This window comes from Paenochrobactrum glaciei (assembly GCF_039522165.1).
GTDB classification, from domain to species: Bacteria; Pseudomonadota; Alphaproteobacteria; order Rhizobiales; family Rhizobiaceae; genus Paenochrobactrum; species Paenochrobactrum glaciei.
On sequence record NZ_BAAADE010000001.1, the window covers coordinates 503731 to 520023 of the forward strand.

Genomic DNA, 16293 nt, shown 5'->3' on the forward strand with positions numbered 1-16293 from the left:
GAGAAAGGAATATGGCATGAGCGATCTGACAAGAACCGCACTTATGTATTCTATGATGATTATCAGCCTGAATACTGCACTGGCTATCGCAGTGATGGGTTTTGATCTTCTGCACTAATAAGAGTGCGAATGCAAAATTTTGATGAGCGTTTTGCAATTGGCAAACAGATGAACATCAACCTGATGCTCATTAGCCACGGTCAGACAAAACAGCCATTAAATGTTCTTGCGTTAAGAAGATTTTAATCCCCTGCACCTGAAACTGACATTGAGAGGTCAAGTTTTACAAAGCTAAGCCTCTCTTAAGAATCGGCTGATAGGTTTATTTATCAGCAGCCTTGGCAGACAAAGCCAAAGCAAAACAGTTTTCTTGCCCTCCAGGCACATTTGAGAAAGAGCGTTTCATTGGCGATAATGAAGCGCTCTTTTTCCTTATCCAACCCTATCTTGTCTGCTCAAAAACAACTTCAATCCCACGCGCAAACAGCTCTGGACAAACAGCTCTGGACAAACAGCAGGACAAAACCTACATTTGTCACAGCCGTACAATCCCGTGCGGTCTTGTTCTCGGGGCGGGGTGAAATTCCCCACCGGCGGTATGAAGTTTGAAATTCAAACTTTGAGCCCGCGAGCGCTTAAATTTGGATGCCAAGTTTAAGGTCAGCAGATCCGGTGCGATGCCGGAGCCGACGGTATAGTCCGGATGGAAGAGAGCGAAAGAAGACTTAGAATCTGAACGTCCCGACAGGAGACGTGCGGGTTCGTAAGTATTTTTTTGTACGCCCTGTTTCTAGTTTCGTGAGGAACCTATGACACAGAGCTATCCGAACACAACTCCTTTCAAAGTTGCATTCATTCAGGCACGCTGGCATGCCGATATTGTCGATGAAGCACGCAAAAGTTTTATCGAAGAAATTGCCAAGCTTTCCGGCAATAAAGTTGACGTCGAAATTTTCGATGTACCGGGCGCTTATGAAATTCCGCTGATGGCCAAAACTCTAGCAGATACAGGTCGCTATGCGGCGATTGCCGGCTGTGCTTTTGTGATCGACGGCGGCATTTACCGTCATGATTTTGTTGCAACTGCCGTGATCAACGGCATGATGCAGGTGCAGTTGGAAACCAATGTGCCGGTTTTGAGCGTTTCGCTCACCCCGCATCATTATCATAACAGCGAAGAACATCATCAGTTCTTCCATGCGCATTTCAAAATCAAAGGCGTGGAAGCAGCCCATGCTGCCATGCAGATCGTGTCTGAGCGTGCGCGCATCAAAGCACTGACCGCATAATCACATTTCTAAGTAATAAAAAATGGCGGGGTATTGATGCCCCGCCATTTTTATCAGTGCTATTTTATGGGTGCAGCACACGCTCTGCATGGGTGTAAATATCAAACTCCTGCCCCCTCACCAGAGCGACCAAAGTAAGCCCTGCTTTATCCGCCGTTTCGATGGCCAGTTGTGTGGGCGCAGAAATTGCAGCCAATAAAGGCACACCGATGATCGCCGCCTTTTGCACCATCTCTACTGACAGCCGGCTGGTCACCACCACTAACCCTTGGCCAGGCTCATATATATCGCGCAATAATGCACCCGCCAGTTTGTCCAGAGCATTATGCCGCCCGACATCCTCGCGCACGCAGACAACGCCCTGTTCGGGCACATAAAACCCCGCACCATGCACCGCGCGCGTTGCTTCATTCAGCTTTTGCTGACGTGCTAATAAAGCCATCGCGTCGATAATGTCTTTAGGTAAAAACTGCGCTTCAACATCTTGCAGCTGCGGCACCGGACGCAATGCCTGTTCGATTGATTCAATCCCGCACAATCCGCAGCCAACCGGCCCCGCCATATGGCGGCGGCGCACGGCAAAACGGCTAAGCGATTGCTCTTTCAATGTCACCTGTGCATCAAATCCGCCATCAACCGCCACGATATTAATGGTTTCAATATCGCTGATCTTCTGAATGATACCTTCGGTCAACGCAAAGCCGATGGCAAAATCTTCCAAATCATCAGGCGTTGCCATCATAACCGCATGGGTTGTGCCGCCAAAACTTACCGCGACCGCCACTTCTTCCGGCACCGGACGTTCCGCGTTTAAAAAACTGCCGTCGCGATAAATTTGCCGCTGAACAAGCCGTGAAGATTTTTGATTAGTCATGGCTTCTCCCATTATTTTATCCCATATTAGACTTATAGGGTTTGCTTCAAGATTCTGAAGCCGCCAGTTTTTTATGTCCCACCGGACAATGACCAATAATCGCAAGGTAGCACAATGGACATTCGCCAAATCGACGAAATTTATTCAGTCTCCGGCCAGATTTCACCTGATGATATACGTGATCTTGCAGCGCAGGGCTTTCAGATGGTGATCTGCCATCGCCCTGATGGTGAAGGTGGCGCAGACCAGCCAAATTTCGCTGAAATTGCCAAAGTAGCTGAAAAAGTCGGCATCACGGCTGTGCATGTGCCTTTTTCCGGCGGTATGCTCACCCAGGAAGATGTGGACGCGATGGCTGAAGCACTCGCCAAAGCCGAAGGTCCGGTACTTGGTTTCTGCCGCTCGGGCGCCCGTTCCGCACAGATTTACAGCATCACCCGCGGCTTAGAAAATAATTAATCATCCATGACCATTAAACATCTCAACGAAACCATCATCAATCAGATCGCTGCAGGTGAAGTGATCGAGCGACCGGCCAGCGTTATTAAAGAGCTGGTGGAAAATGCGATTGATGCGGGCGCTGACCGGATTGAAATTGTTACCGCAGGCGGTGGCAAAACGCTGTTGCGTGTCACGGACAACGGTTCCGGCATTCCGCAAGCTGAGTTGAGTTTGGCAATCTCGCGTCACTGCACATCCAAATTGCAGGATGATGTGCATGATATCCGCGCACTGGGCTTTCGTGGTGAGGCCTTGCCTTCCATCGGCTCGGTGGCGCGGCTGAGTTTGAAATCACGCGTCAAAACCGCCGATAGCGGTTTTGAAGTGGGTGTTGAAGGGGGCAATCTTAGCCCTACCCGCCCTGCGGCTTTAAATGTCGGCACGATTGCCGAAGTACGTGATCTTTTCTTTGCAACGCCAGCGCGATTGAAGTTCATGAAAACGGATCGCGCCGAAGCAACCGCTATTACGGAAGTCATCAAGCGCATTGCTATTGCCTTTCCGCATATTCGTTTCTCACTGGCCGGAACCGATCGCACGACACTGGAACTGCCTGCCACCGGCACTGGCAGCCAGGCTATGCTGGAGCGCATTTCGCAAATCTTAGGCAAAGAATTTGCCGAAAATGCGCTGGAGATTGATGCCGAGCGTGACGGTGTACGCCTTTCCGGCTTTATTGGCATTCCATCATTTAACCGCGGCAATGCCCAGCATCAATTTGCCTATGTCAATGGCCGCCCTGTGCGCGACAAGCAAATTTTTGGGGCGCTGCGCGGTGCCTTTATGGATGTGATTGCCCGTGACCGCCATCCGGTTGCGGTGCTGTTTTTAAATCTTGATCCGGCATTGGTGGATGTCAACGTACATCCGGCCAAAGCCGATGTGCGCTTTCGTGATCCGGGTCTTGTGCGCGGGCTTATTGTCGGCTCTATCAAACAGGTACTGGCTGCATCTGGCATCCGCGCCTCCACCAATGCAGCCACAAGCATGATGGAAGCCTTCAGAGCGCAAGGCTTGCAGCCCTCTTCTCATATGCCGCCGCAGCAGGCATCAAGCTATCGTCCGCAATTTGCAAGCCGTGACTGGCAGACGCATCAACCGCGTCAGGAATGGTCACCGGCAACAGCGCATCCGGCACACCGTCCGCTTGATCTTGATGAGAGTCAATCGGCTTTTGGCTCGATGCCAACCGGCTTGAATGAGGCAGGACAATCGGTTTTTGCTGATATCAGCATTCCAACTGCTGATGCACGCGCCGGAATGGCCGAGCCTGAAACAGAAATTATGGCTATGCCGTTGGGTGCTGCACGCGCACAGGTACATGCCAATTATATTGTCGCCCAGACGGAAGACAGTCTGGTGATTGTCGACCAGCACGCAGCCCATGAGCGCCTTGTTTATGAAGCCTTGAAAACAGCGCTTCATTCCAAGCCGATGGCTGCACAAATGCTGCTTATTCCGGAAATTGTCGATCTGCCGGAAGAAGATGCCGATCGTTTAACCGCCCATAGTGAAACATTGGCGCGCTTTGGCTTAGGGGTAGAATCCTTTGGCCCCGGTGCCGTGGCCGTGCGTGAAACCCCTGCAATGCTGGGGGAAATGAATGTGCCGCAGCTTATTCGTGATCTTGCCGATGAAATTGCCGAGCATGATACCGCCAATGGCTTGCAGGAAATGCTTGATCATGTGGCCGCAACTATGGCCTGTCATGGGTCTGTGCGCTCCGGCCGCCGCTTGAAACAGCAGGAAATGGATGCTTTGTTGCGCCAGATGGAAGCAACACCTGGCTCCGGCACCTGCAATCATGGCCGGCCAACCTATATTGAACTAAAACTCAGCGACATCGAACGCTTATTTGGTCGTCGTTAAACAAGCATGAATTGGATAAGAACATGAATAATTTTGGCGGTTCCTACAATACCGAAGCCCGTATCCGCTATCTTGATGGTGATTTTGATATTGTGACCATGGGCGAATATGTAATTTGCGCAGTCAGCGGCATTCAAATTCCGCTGGACGAGCTGAAATATTGGAGCGTCGAGCGTCAGGAAGCCTATGCGACAGGCGAGATTTCTTTCCAGCGCGAACTGGACATGCATCCGGAATTACGCAAACGCGATAAATAATTTTAAATTATTGTCGGGCTTCAAAGCGCTGCAAAACCGTTTCAAAAATGGTTTTTGCAGCACTTTTGTCTGCAAAACTCAATTCCACATCCAGTACAGACAGGCTTGCAATAAAGCTGCGATCCATATCCGCTTGCGAGGCCAGCCTGACATAGTCTTTTGCCGTTGTTATCAGACGCAGGTTTTTAAGCGCCGCTTCATCCCGCAATTGCGCAATATCTTGCGCGGTAAACGGATGATGATCGGCAAATTCACGTGTTGCGCCAATCGACGCGCCACTTGTGCGCAAACTGAAGAAGAACTTTTCCGGATTGCCTATACCGGCAAATGCAAGCCACTGACCATCAGCTAAATCGCTTTTTGAGGAAGCTTGTAAAACCGCATCAAAGGTCGGTTTTCCGGCCGCTTGTGCTTGGGCAACCAAATGATCGGCAGCATTTTGTGTGCCGATGCGCAAAATGCCATCAGTTTTCGCCATCTGCACATCCAGTGGCGCGCGTAACGGCCCCGCCGGAATAATCATGCCATTGCCAATGCCGCGCGAGGCATCGACCACCAGAAGTGCATAATCGGCATAAAGCCGCGCGCTTTGAAAACCATCATCCATAATGATGAAATCGCAACCGCGGGTTTTTAAAAATTCCGCAGCATGGGAGCGGTCAGAGCAAACAGCCACACTGGCATGACGCGCCAGTAATAACGGCTCGTCACCCACACGCTTGGCGCTATCGGTTTCCGGATCAACCAGATGCACGCCATTATAATCACCGCCAAAACCGCGGGAAACAATGCCGGGAATAAAGCCTTCATCACGGGCAAGTTCGGCAAAATAAATAGCTGTCGGTGTTTTACCGGCGCCGCCTACTGTGTAATTACCAATGCACAAAACCGGCACATCAATGCGTGCACCGGCACGTTTTGTCAGATTACGGGCGGCAACCATGCCATAAACACAAGCCAATGGTGCCAGCAAGCCGGAACGCCAGCTTGGAGCCTGCCACCAAAAAGAAGGTGCCTGCCCCGCCATTAATCGCCTCGTCTCAAACGCTTTTGATTTTTGGCATCATCATGTGCTGCACTTGTCAGCTGTGCCTGCACCAGCAATGGCTGAATAAACGGCTCCAATGATAAAACGGTACGCTCCAGCGAGCCGCGCATGTCAAGCACGGTGCGTAAGCCCGCGGCGATCATTACCTTCAGATGCTTCGGATTATTGAAAAGGAAATTGACCGCACCGGCGAGCATTTCACGATCTTTAACCAGACGAGCGCCACCATTTTTAATCAGGCGCTGATAAGAATCACGGAAACTTTGAACATTGCTGCCGGATAATACTGCCGTATTAAGCATTGCAGGCTCCAGCGGATTATGGCCGCCCTCGCCCACCAGCGATTTACCGACAAAAGCAATATCAGTCAGACGCAGATAAAGCCCCATATCGCCGATGGTATCGCCCATGAAAATCGCCGTATCCGGCTCGATAATATCACCACGGCTTTGCCGTGCTACTTTCAAACCATGGGTCATAAACATGGTTTCCAACTCATCAGCACGCACCGGATGGCGCGGCACCACAATGGTCAGCAAATCAGGATGGCGCACGGTCAGCATTTTATGCACCTGCGCACAAATTTCTTCTTCACCTTCATGGGTGGAAACCGCAGCCCAACGCTTGCGGGTGCCCATTTCGTTCAACAGGCGCGCCAGCACTTGTTTGTCGATTGGCGGCGGTGCGCTATCGACTTTCAAATTACCGGAAACAGTCACAGGACGCGCCCCAAGCGCACGAAACCGCTCGGCATCAAGCTCGGACTGCGCCACCACATGCGAGAAATTAGAAAACAAAGCCTCTGCAATGGAAGAGCGTTTTTTCCACGCAGCAAAAGAGCGGTCAGACAAGCGACCATTGACCAGCACTTGCGGAATTTGACGTGCGCCCAGCATTTGAATGGTGGTCGGCCAGATTTCAGATTCGCAAGTTACCGCCAGATCAGGTTTCCAATGATTTAAAAACCGCTCCACAGCAGGTTTTAAATCCAATGGTACAAACTGATGAATGATATGGCTGCCCATATGATCAGCCACAAGCTTCGCCGATGTCATGGTGCCGGTGGTGAGCAAAACGGTAATATCACGGCAGGCCAGACGCTCCACCAGCGGCATGATTGCCGTGGTTTCACCAACACTTGCCGCATGCACCCAAATCAGCGGCCCGTCAGGACGCGCAATATTGGTTTTGCCATAGCGCTCGTTGCGGCGCTGACGGTCTTCTTTGCCCTTGAGCGTACGATAGCGCACATAGGTACCAACAAACGGGTAGAGACAAGTTCCAATGACCCGATAAGCGGTCAGCACATTGCGCGCCCAGCGTTCGCTCATGATGCTTTCTCCAATGCGGCGGCAGCCTGGGCTGTAGCCTCGTTTAGTTTATTCGTCAGTTCCTGTCGCTTGGCTTCCAGAGCGTCCGCATCTGCATCGGCTGGCACCCAAACTGGCTCGGCTGCAATCACCATGGCGCGTCCGAACGGTAATGGGATAGTGGTCTTGTCCCAAGATTTTTCAAGAACAATTTTACGTGTCGAAGCATAAGCTGTCGCAATTATGGGGCGACCGGATAATTTTGCGAGCAAAATAATTCCCTCTCCCGCCTCACGCGCAGTCCCATGTGCAATATCTGCAATCATGGCCGCGGATTTGCCATTTTTCAATGCATTTTTCAAAGTCAGCAATGCGCGTGCACCGCCTTTTTCCACACGGGTGGTTTCTGCCCGCCCGCCGGAACCGCGAACAATTTCCAAACCTAATCGTTCAGCGACTTTAGCATTCAGTTCCGCATCGTTGGAGCGTGAAAACATCGCAACCGTTGGTGCGCATTTTGGGCGCACAAATGGCCCCATCAAATGTTGGCCATGCCAGAATGTGACAATAAAAGGGGCAATTTCGCCCGCTTTTTTAATGGTTTCCTTTGCCTCTTTCGGCATCGGATTGGTAAGATTAACCAGCCGCAGATAATTAGTAATCAGACCCACCAGCAATGATTTGACAAATGCAGAGCGTGCAAGAGGCCCGCGAATTTTGCGCCAGAACCGCTTCAAAAAGCCACCAGAGTGTCTGCTGTCCGATGTGTCATCACCGGATGCCTCAGGCGTTTCAGCGTGATCTGCGTCTTGATTATTCACGAATTGCGTACTCTCAACTGGTCTTAGATATAGTATCAGCGCAAGGTGAGGTCTGTTGGGATTTAGCAGACCAGCTTGCGCTGATAAATCTTAAAAGAAATATTAGCTTTGCGAGCTGATCGAGGCCGCAGCAGTGGCCGGATCCAGCAGGCGGTGCATATGCACGATGAAATAACGCATATGTGCATTATCAACGGTCTGCTGTGCCTTTGAGCGCCATGCGTGCAAAGCGGTTTCATAGTTCGGATAAATACCGACCATGTCAATCTCATCCAGATTGCGGAACTCCATCGAATTGAGATTTTTCAGCTCACCGCCGAAAACCAGATGAAGCAATTGTTTCTTATCGCCGTCGTTGCTCATAATCATCCATTCCTGAACAGTTCAATTTAACCGCCTGCTTAGCGCAATGCTTAAGCGGCGACAACACTCAACATCTCTTCCAGCAATTTACCGCTGGAAGCAACCAATGCGCCCTGCCCCGATGATGCCCCGCCATAGTGAAGCGGCGCACCTGCCACATCCACCAGACGGCCTCCGGCACGACTTAAAATAAGATCAGCTGCCGCCAAATCCCAATCATTGGAATTAGGCCGCACAAACGTGCCTGCAATTTCACCTCGCGCCACCATACCTATACGATAGGCCAATGATGAAACATAAGGGTGCATTTGTACACGATCACGTAAATTTGCAGGCAGGTTGTCAAAAGCAGAGCGCGACAAAGCAATGCTCAGCGGCTCTCCTGCATTTTGACTGCCCACACGGATCGGCTCATTGTTTTGCATGGCGATACCGTCGCAATGGGCTTCCAGCACTTCACCGCGCACAGAACATTCCAAAACACCGGCAACAGGACGGCCATTTTCAATAATCGCGATGCTGACACACCACTGATCATCACCGCGAATGAACGAACGTGTGCCGTCAATCGGATCAACGACGAAAAAACGCTGACGCGGCACGACATCGCGCTCATCAGCTGTTTCTTCTGATATCCAGCCATAATCAGGGCGGGCATTAAGCAAAGTTTTGCGCAAATAATTATCCACTGCAAAATCTGCTTCTGTGACAGGGGAGTTTCCCTCTTTGTACCAGACATCCGGGTCTTTTTTGAAATAGTGCAAGGCGATGCGGCCAGCTTCCGCCGCTGCTTGTTTCAGCAGCGCCAGTTCTTCTTGCGGAAGTGGTAAGCTTTGCATCATTTCACTCGTTTCCGGTTCATTAGCTTGTGGGTCATTAGTTACCAGCAAGCGTCATGCCTTCAATTGCCAAAGTTGGAGATGTCATACCAAAGTTACGATCAATATCCGAGGCAGGTGTCATATTTAAGAACATATCCTGCAAACGTCCGGCGATCGTCACTTCCGAAACCGGATAGGCTAATTCGCCATTTTCAATCCAGAAACCAGATGCGCCGCGGCTATACTCGCCGGTCACCATGTTAACGCCTTGTCCAAAGACTTCCGTCACATAAAAGCCGGTGCCCATCTGCTTAATCAGCTCTTCCGGTGTAAATTCACCCGGTTCAATAGCAAAATTGGTAGAGGCCGGAGAAACAACAGAACCCGAACGCACACCGCGACCATTGCCTTGCAGACCAAGTTCGCGCGCGGTTGAGCCTGACAATGTCCAATGCTGCAAAACACCGTCTTCCACCATCATCAATGGCTGGCCTTCAATGCCTTCACCATCAAACGGACGCGAAGACGAACCGCGCACACGCAGCGGATTATCGGTAACATTCAGGCCGGATTTTAAAATCTGCTGTCCCATTTTATCGCGCAGGAAGCTCGTTTTACGCGCAACAGAAGCACCATTGATAGCGCCTGCCAGATGGGAAGCCATGCCGCGCGCAATACGCGGATCAAGAATGACATTCACCGGCCCTGTTGCCACTTGCCGCGCATTGAGACGGCGTACAGCACGTTCGCCGGCACTTCGGCCAATGACTTCCGGCACTTCCAGATCAGCAAAATGCAGGCGCGAACTAAAATCATAGTCACGCTCCATGCGGGTGCCCTCACCGGCAATCGCACTGACAGAACGGCCAAAGCGCGAAGCCTGATAGGCACCTGAAAAACCATTGGATGTGACCAGCACCAAGCCACCAAGACCAAAGGAAGCACCGGCACCGCCGGAATTGGTAATACCTGCCACGTCCAGCGCGGCCGCCTCCATTGCCAAGGCATCTTCGGTCAGTCGCTGTGAGTTCAGCTCAGTCGCATCAAACAGATCAAGGTCACGCGGGGCTTTTACATGCAATGACGGATCGGCCAAAGCTTCATACGGGTCCTCGGGAGAAACCTTTGCCATTGCAACGGCACGCTCGGCCAGTTGTTTTGGATCAGCGCCACTATTGGCGGCAACACTAGCTACGCGCTTGCCGACGAAAACGCGCAAAGAAAACTCATCGCTCTCAGATGATTCGGTGCCTTCAACCTTACCAAGGCGCACGCTCACACTGGTGGAACGCGCCCGCACCACAACCGCATCCGACGCATCAGCACCCGCCTGTTTGGCAGCTTCTACGAGGCGAGCAGCCTGTTCGATCAATTTAGAGGCGGCATCACTCATCTTTTTCACGCTTACCCGGAATATTATTTGCATCAAACGAGTTGATGATTAATCAATATTTGCTAGACCTGAAACTGAATCCGGCCACATCTTTCTTGTATAGGGTGCAATTCTTGCCCCATCAAGGCAAGCTCGCCTAATTGCTAATAAACAGATCACATTCAAGGCCGAAACATGCTGGAAGACGGCGGACATCTTTACATACAGGCATTGCTGATTCTTGGCGGCGCCATTCTCGCAGCCCCCTTGTTCAAAAAACTAGGGCTTGGCACCGTGCTTGGCTATCTGGCAGCAGGTATTACCATCGGCCCTGTGGCGCGCCTTATCAGTGACGGCGAAGAGCTGTTGCACTTTGCTGAACTCGGCGTTGTTTTCCTGCTTTTTGTTATCGGGCTGGAGCTCAAACCATCCCGCTTATGGGCATTGCGTCATGCGATTTTCGGGCTGGGCAGTGCGCAAGTGCTCATCTCCGGCGCAGCGCTTGCATATGCCGGTTTTCATCTAGCCGGCTTAAGCGTGAATGCTGCCATTTTTATCGGCTATGGCTTGGCTCTATCCTCCACCGCTTTTGCTATGCAGGTTTTGCAGGATCGCGGCGGCACTAACCAGCAATATGGCCAGCGCAGCTTTTCCATTCTGTTGTTTCAGGATTTGGCCATCGTACCAATTCTGGCAATCATTCCGGCTCTTTCGCCGCTTGAAGAACAAACAAGCGCCAGCTTCCATATTGCCACCGCCATTGCCGCAATCACTGCCTTGGTTGTTGCCGGTCGCTATCTGATTAATCCGATGTTCCGCATTATCGGCAATACCGGCGCGCGTGAAGTGATGGTGGCAGCAGCGCTGTTTATCGTGCTTGGTTCGGCAATGCTTTTGCAATATGCTGGCCTTTCCATGGCGATGGGCGCGTTTATTGCGGGTGTACTACTGGCAGAATCATCCTACCGTCACGAGCTGGAAGCCGATATTGAACCGTTTCGCGGTATCTTTTTAGGTCTCTTTTTCGTCGCTGTCGGTCTGTCGCTCAATCTCTCTGTTATCATGACCCATTGGCATGCAGTGCTGATTGCTGTGCCGATTTTCATGAGCATCAAGGTTGTCATCACCTATCTCTTGTGCCGGATTTTCCGCTCCAATCACAATGATGCAGTGCGCGTTGCATTTTTGCTGCCACAGGGCGGTGAGTTTGCTTTCGTGCTGTTCTCTGCGGCTTCTGCTGCCGCAATCATCACCAGTGCTTTGGCATCGGAGCTCGTGGCAGCTGTTACCGTGTCGATGGCTCTTACTCCATTATCAGTCGCCATCGGCAATCGCCTTCTTTTCAAAGACAAAGAACAAGCCGCCCCAGAAGAAGATTTTAATGGTGCAGGCGCTGATATTCTGATGATCGGGTTTTCCCGTTTCGGCCAGATCACTGCGCAAATTCTGCTGGCCGGTGGTGTAAGTGTGACGGTGATTGATACGTCAGCTGATCGTATCCGTGCGGCCGGTCGTTTCGGTTTCCGCATTTACTATGGCGACGGCACCCGCAAGGATGTGCTGGAAGCAGCAGGTATCCGGCAGGCAAAAATCGTCGCCGTTTGCACACAAAACAAAGAAACCACCAGCCGCATTGTCGAACTGGTACAGGCAAGCTATCCGGATGCAAAATTGTTCGTGCGTGCTTATGACCGTGAACACAGTCTGGAATTGCGCGCTCATGGCGTGGAATACGAACTGCGAGAAACGCTTGAATCCGGTCTGATGTTTGGGCGCAAAGCGCTCGAAGCCTTGGGCTCCAGTGAAACAACCGCCTTTTCGATTGCTGAAGATGTACGCCAGCGTGATGAAGACCGCCTGCATGTGCAAATGGCAGAAGGTATTCTGGCTGGCCGTCACCTGCTCTTTAACAAGCCAGTGACACCAGAGCCGCTGTTAAAACCGGCTCGTCAGGGTAAAGCGCTGGATAAAGCTACTAAAGACCAGATTGATGCCGGTGAAGAAATGGATATTCAAACACCCGCAGCCGAATGATGCCTGATCGCATCATCAATCGCATATTTGAGATGATCGCGCACTTTCTCACTTTGAGTGAGAATTTGCTCGATCTTCAAAAAATCAATCAGGCTGATTTGCGAAACATCCGGACTTAAAAATATATCCGGTTTGCAGGTCAAAAATTTATTGGCAACAATAGAGCGCATGGTCAGCATATTGGCTGCCATCATCGCTTCAATTGTACTCGGCATCCGGTCACTGTCGGCTGGCGGCAGTCCCAAGACATCCACCGCAATCACGATATCAGCCTTATCGATCAGAAGATCATAAGGCACGGGATTGAACAAACCACCGTCCAGATAAATGCGCCCTTCGCGACGAACCGGCGAAAAAAGCGGCGGGATGGCGCAAGAAGCAGCAATTGCCGAGCGCAGCTCCCCTTCACCGAAAACCACTTCCTTGGCAGCATAATAATCAGATGCCGTAATTTGCAGCGGAATATCCAGATCAGCGAAAGCCTGTGGCACCTGATCCGGCAAAAAAGCTGCAATAATTTTCTCGATATTAAACTGGCTGACTTTGAAACCGCCTTGGAAAAAATCAGACAGGCTTTGCGGTTTTGTCTGCCAGATACGTTTGGCAATTTCCGCATTATGGGTGAAAATCTCAGTCATATAGGCACGAATTTCCGTGCCTTTCATCCCGCAGGCAACACCTGCCCCCATGATTGAGCCAATAGACGAACCGGCAATCGCCACCGGCTTAATGCCGAGTTCGTCCAAGACTTCGATAATATGAATATGGGCAATACCGCGGGCGCCACCACCGCCAAATGCTACGGCAAAAGTCGGTGATGACATGCTCATATTTATCCCGCTTGCTTTATTATTGCTGGGCAGGCCCGACAATCAAAATTGCCGGATCTGTATTGAAAAGCTTGGCAGCAACCGCTTTGACCTGCTCGGCAGTGACGGCATTGATCAGACCAATACGCTCATCAAAGAAGTTGATCGAGCGTTTGGCATCCTGCAAGCCCACCAAAGTATTGGCGACAGCTGACGATGAATTGAGATTATTCACCGCATAAGAGCCAATGACATAGTTTTTCGCAGTTTGCAGTTCGGCTTCTGTCGGGCCTTCTGCTGCCATTTTCGCCACTTGTTCACGAATGATTTTCAGCGACTCTTGTGCCTTTTCAGGACGTGTTGCAGTCCCAATCATCAGTGCATTGGCGTGATCACGAATGTTGAGGCCGGAAGATACCGAATAAGCAAGACCGCGCTTTTCGCGTACTTCTTCATATAGACGGGAAGAGAAACCACCGCCCATAATCTGGTTCATCAGATAGGCTGCGAAGAAATCCGGATCATCCAGATCAACGCCCGGATAAGCAAAGGTCAACGACGTCTGCGGCAGATCATAAGTCACCGAGGTGGTCACACCAAAGGCAAGCTTGGCATCCGGCACCGGCACCAATTCGGAACTGGCCGGTAAATCACCAAAGATTTTATCAAGAACCGGCGCTAAGTCTTCAGCCTTAATATCACCGACCACGCTGATATTCAGATTATCACGGGCAAAGTTTTTACGGTGAAACGCTTTCAGATCATCCGGTTTGATAGAATTCAGCGAAGCGACAGTGCCCTCACCGGGTCGCGCATAAGGATGCTTACCGTAAAGTGCTTCGGCAAATTTGCGCGAAGCAATTTCATCCGGATCACGCTGTGATGCTTCAATGCTGGCAATGAGCTGATAGCGGATACGATCCAGTGCATCCTGATCAAAACGCGGCTGATTAACCGCCAATTTTAACAGATCAAAGGCTGCGTCTTTGTTTTCGCTCAGCATTTTCATGCCGCCGACAATTCTGTCCTGCGAGGCGAAGAAGCTTATTTCGGCGCCAAGATTATCCATATTCTCCTGAAAACGGTCGGCATTCTGATCGCCCGCACCTTCATCGAAAAGGCCGGTCATGAAATTGGCAAGACCTTCCTTGCCATCAGGATCTTGTGCCGAGCCGCTCTTAAAAGAAAAACGGATGGAAATCAGCGGCACGGAGGCATCAGAAACAAGCCATGCTTTAACGCCTTTTTCCGATGTAACCGTTTCAATTTCAATCGCATGTGCAGGCAAGCCCAACAATAAAACACCGGTTGCAGCCAGTGCCAAAATTTTAAGCGATGAAAGACGTTTTTGAAGGTTTTTCAACATTATTGTACGCCCCCTGATGCGTTTTCACCCTTTTCCGGTGCTGCATTTTCCGCTTCCGCCTGCGACACAGCCACAGCAGATTTCGGCTCCATATCAGGAGGTAGTAAATAGCTGGTCACCGTTTTCTGCGATGACAAATAACGGTTTGCCACGTCTTTGACCTGCTCAGCCGTTACTTTTTTAATCTTATCCGGCCAGCCCTGAATATCTTCAATGCTTTGACCAACCGATAGGCTGGCACCATAAATGCGCGCCATTCCGGCCTGACTGTCACGGGCAAAAATCACCGATTTAAGAAAACGGTTGCGTGCCTGATCCAGTTCCGTTTCGGTCACACCATCTTTGATAATAGCAGCGAGCTGTTCTTTAACTTGGAGCTCCAACGTGCCCAATGTCGTGTCACCGCGCGGCGCGCCAAACAGCGAAAATGTGCCATCATCCAGCGCATCGCCACGATAGCTTGCATCCGCACCGCTGGCAATCGACTGCTTGACCATGAAATGCTGATAGAATCTTGAGCGCGTTGAGCCACTCAAAATTTCACTGAGCAGGCTCAGCGCTGCGGCATCGCCCTCTTTTGCACCTTCAAACTTTGCCTCATTGGCATAAGACGGCACCAGCCATGTGGTGGTGAAGGACGGAATAGTGACGCGCTCATCATGCAGCGTCACAATGCGATCTGCCTGTTTGGCTGGCTCTTGCACGCGCTCACGCTTGCCAGGTTCGGCACTGCGCTGCACTTTCGCCCAGCTGTTTTCCGTCAGCTCCAACACTTTTTCCGGTGTGACATCACCGGTGATAATCAGCGTGGCATTGTTGGGTGTGTAATATTTCTTATAAAAATCAATCGCATCACCAAGGCTCAATTTTTCCATTTCCTGACGCCAGCCAATGATCGGGCGGCGATATGGATGATTATAGAAAATCGTTGCATTGGTGTTTTCAGAAAGCATGGCACCTGGATTGGAATCAACCCGCATACGGCGTTCTTCGATAATCACCTCACGTTCGGTGGTAACCGCTTCTTCATTCAAGATCAGATTTTGCATCCGGTCGGCTTCAAATTCCATGATTTTTGGAAGAGCCTGCGGTGAAACCTGCTGATAATAAGCGGTATAATCATAAGAGGTGAAAGCATTTTCCTGACCGCCATTTTCGGTCACATAATTGGAAAACTCACCGGCCTGAAATGTTTTGGTGCCCTTAAACATCAAATGTTCAAGAAAATGCGCGATGCCCGATGTGCCTTCCTGCTCATCAGCAGAACCAACATGATACCAGATCATTTGTGTTACAACCGGCGCACGGTGATCCGGTATGACCACCACTTTCAATCCATTTTGTAAGGTAAAACTGGCAACGCCGTCGGATGTTTTAATCTCGGGCTTATCCTGAGTGGCAGCTGCCTGCGTTTGTGCAGGTGCCACCGGTGCTTCTGCCAGTGAAGCAGATGTAAAAACAGGAACAATTAAAAATGTAGAAACTGTAGTGGATATGAGTAAGCGACTAAGTGATCGAAGTAACACTGAGCGTCATCTCCTGATTAATACAAGCCTTCA

Annotated in this window: 15 protein-coding genes and 1 riboswitch; of the genes, 5 read left to right on the forward strand and 10 right to left on the reverse strand. The window is 50.8% G+C overall.

Translation table 11 applies throughout. The annotated features are described in order from the left end of the window. The first annotated feature begins 559 nt into the window (after positions 1-559). Positions 560-719, forward strand: a riboswitch (FMN riboswitch). Between the two features lie 90 nt (positions 720-809). Next, on the forward strand, positions 810-1289 hold the full coding sequence (locus tag ABDZ76_RS02495; RefSeq protein WP_343800837.1) for a 6,7-dimethyl-8-ribityllumazine synthase: 480 nt from the start codon (positions 810-812) through the stop codon (positions 1287-1289). Positions 1290-1353: 64 nt separating this feature from the next. On the opposite strand, the gene fdhD is transcribed toward ABDZ76_RS02495, so the two are convergent. Beyond that, entirely contained in the window at positions 1354-2163 is an 810-nt protein-coding gene (gene fdhD, locus ABDZ76_RS02500; protein WP_343800839.1) for a formate dehydrogenase accessory sulfurtransferase FdhD, read from the reverse strand. A 114-nt stretch (positions 2164-2277) separates the two neighbouring features. On the opposite strand from fdhD, the gene ABDZ76_RS02505 reads away from it, so the two are divergent. The 3 genes from ABDZ76_RS02505 to ABDZ76_RS02515 are packed head-to-tail and all read left to right on the forward strand — an operon-like array spanning position 2278 to position 4790. After that, positions 2278-2622: a protein tyrosine phosphatase family protein gene (locus tag ABDZ76_RS02505; protein ID WP_343800841.1), complete on the forward strand. Its 345-nt coding sequence runs from the start codon at positions 2278-2280 to the stop codon at positions 2620-2622. Positions 2623-2628: 6 nt separating this feature from the next. Continuing rightward, positions 2629-4533, forward strand: a complete 1905-nt coding sequence (mutL, locus tag ABDZ76_RS02510; protein ID WP_343800845.1) for a DNA mismatch repair endonuclease MutL — start codon at positions 2629-2631, stop codon at positions 4531-4533. A gap of 23 nt (positions 4534-4556) precedes the next feature. Continuing rightward, positions 4557-4790 (forward strand): DUF2093 domain-containing protein, encoded by a 234-nt coding sequence (locus tag ABDZ76_RS02515; protein ID WP_343800848.1) that lies wholly within the window; start codon positions 4557-4559, stop codon positions 4788-4790. A 7-nt stretch (positions 4791-4797) separates the two neighbouring features. Here ABDZ76_RS02515 and lpxK read toward each other — a convergent pair whose 3' ends face one another. The 6 genes from lpxK to ABDZ76_RS02545 form a co-directional block, all read right to left on the reverse strand. Further along, positions 4798-5817, reverse strand: coding sequence for a tetraacyldisaccharide 4'-kinase (lpxK, locus tag ABDZ76_RS02520; RefSeq protein ID WP_343800851.1), 1020 nt, complete (start codon positions 5815-5817; stop codon positions 4798-4800). Continuing rightward, a complete protein-coding gene (gene waaA, locus ABDZ76_RS02525; protein ID WP_343800854.1) occupies positions 5817-7169 on the reverse strand; it encodes a lipid IV(A) 3-deoxy-D-manno-octulosonic acid transferase in 1353 nt (450 codons plus the stop codon). The genes lpxK and waaA overlap by 1 nt, the downstream gene beginning before the upstream one ends. Next, a complete protein-coding gene (locus ABDZ76_RS02530) occupies positions 7166-7885 on the reverse strand; it encodes a lysophospholipid acyltransferase family protein (protein ID WP_343802954.1) in 720 nt (239 codons plus the stop codon). Before ABDZ76_RS02530 ends, waaA begins: the two co-directional genes overlap by 4 nt. Before the next feature lie 186 nt (positions 7886-8071). Then, on the reverse strand, positions 8072-8332 hold the full coding sequence (locus tag ABDZ76_RS02535) for a DUF4170 domain-containing protein (RefSeq protein WP_184220736.1): 261 nt from the start codon (positions 8330-8332) through the stop codon (positions 8072-8074). 50 nt (positions 8333-8382) lie between these two features. Continuing rightward, positions 8383-9174, reverse strand: a complete 792-nt coding sequence (locus tag ABDZ76_RS02540) for a 3'(2'),5'-bisphosphate nucleotidase CysQ (protein WP_343800862.1) — start codon at positions 9172-9174, stop codon at positions 8383-8385. 34 nt (positions 9175-9208) lie between these two features. After that, positions 9209-10546: a TldD/PmbA family protein gene (locus ABDZ76_RS02545; protein ID WP_343800865.1), complete on the reverse strand. Its 1338-nt coding sequence runs from the start codon at positions 10544-10546 to the stop codon at positions 9209-9211. A gap of 174 nt (positions 10547-10720) precedes the next feature. Here ABDZ76_RS02545 and ABDZ76_RS02550 point away from each other — a divergent pair, with 174 nt between their 5' ends. Continuing rightward, positions 10721-12559 carry a monovalent cation:proton antiporter-2 (CPA2) family protein gene (locus ABDZ76_RS02550; protein ID WP_343800868.1) on the forward strand — a complete coding sequence of 613 codons (1839 nt, stop codon included), beginning with the start codon at positions 10721-10723 and terminating at the stop codon, positions 12557-12559. Here the strand turns inward: ABDZ76_RS02550 and ABDZ76_RS02555 are convergent. From ABDZ76_RS02555 to ABDZ76_RS02565, 3 genes are read right to left on the reverse strand one after another with little or no spacing between them, the layout of a single operon-like run. After that, positions 12538-13383, reverse strand: coding sequence for a patatin-like phospholipase family protein (locus ABDZ76_RS02555; RefSeq protein ID WP_374844516.1), 846 nt, complete (start codon positions 13381-13383; stop codon positions 12538-12540). The two genes, ABDZ76_RS02550 and ABDZ76_RS02555, sit on opposite strands and share 22 nt — an antisense overlap. Before the next feature lie 25 nt (positions 13384-13408). After that, positions 13409-14734 (reverse strand): M16 family metallopeptidase, encoded by a 1326-nt coding sequence (locus ABDZ76_RS02560; RefSeq protein WP_343800871.1) that lies wholly within the window; start codon positions 14732-14734, stop codon positions 13409-13411. Then, a complete protein-coding gene (locus tag ABDZ76_RS02565) occupies positions 14734-16260 on the reverse strand; it encodes a M16 family metallopeptidase (protein WP_343800874.1) in 1527 nt (508 codons plus the stop codon). The genes ABDZ76_RS02560 and ABDZ76_RS02565 overlap by 1 nt, the downstream gene beginning before the upstream one ends. Positions 16261-16293: the final 33 nt, after the last annotated feature.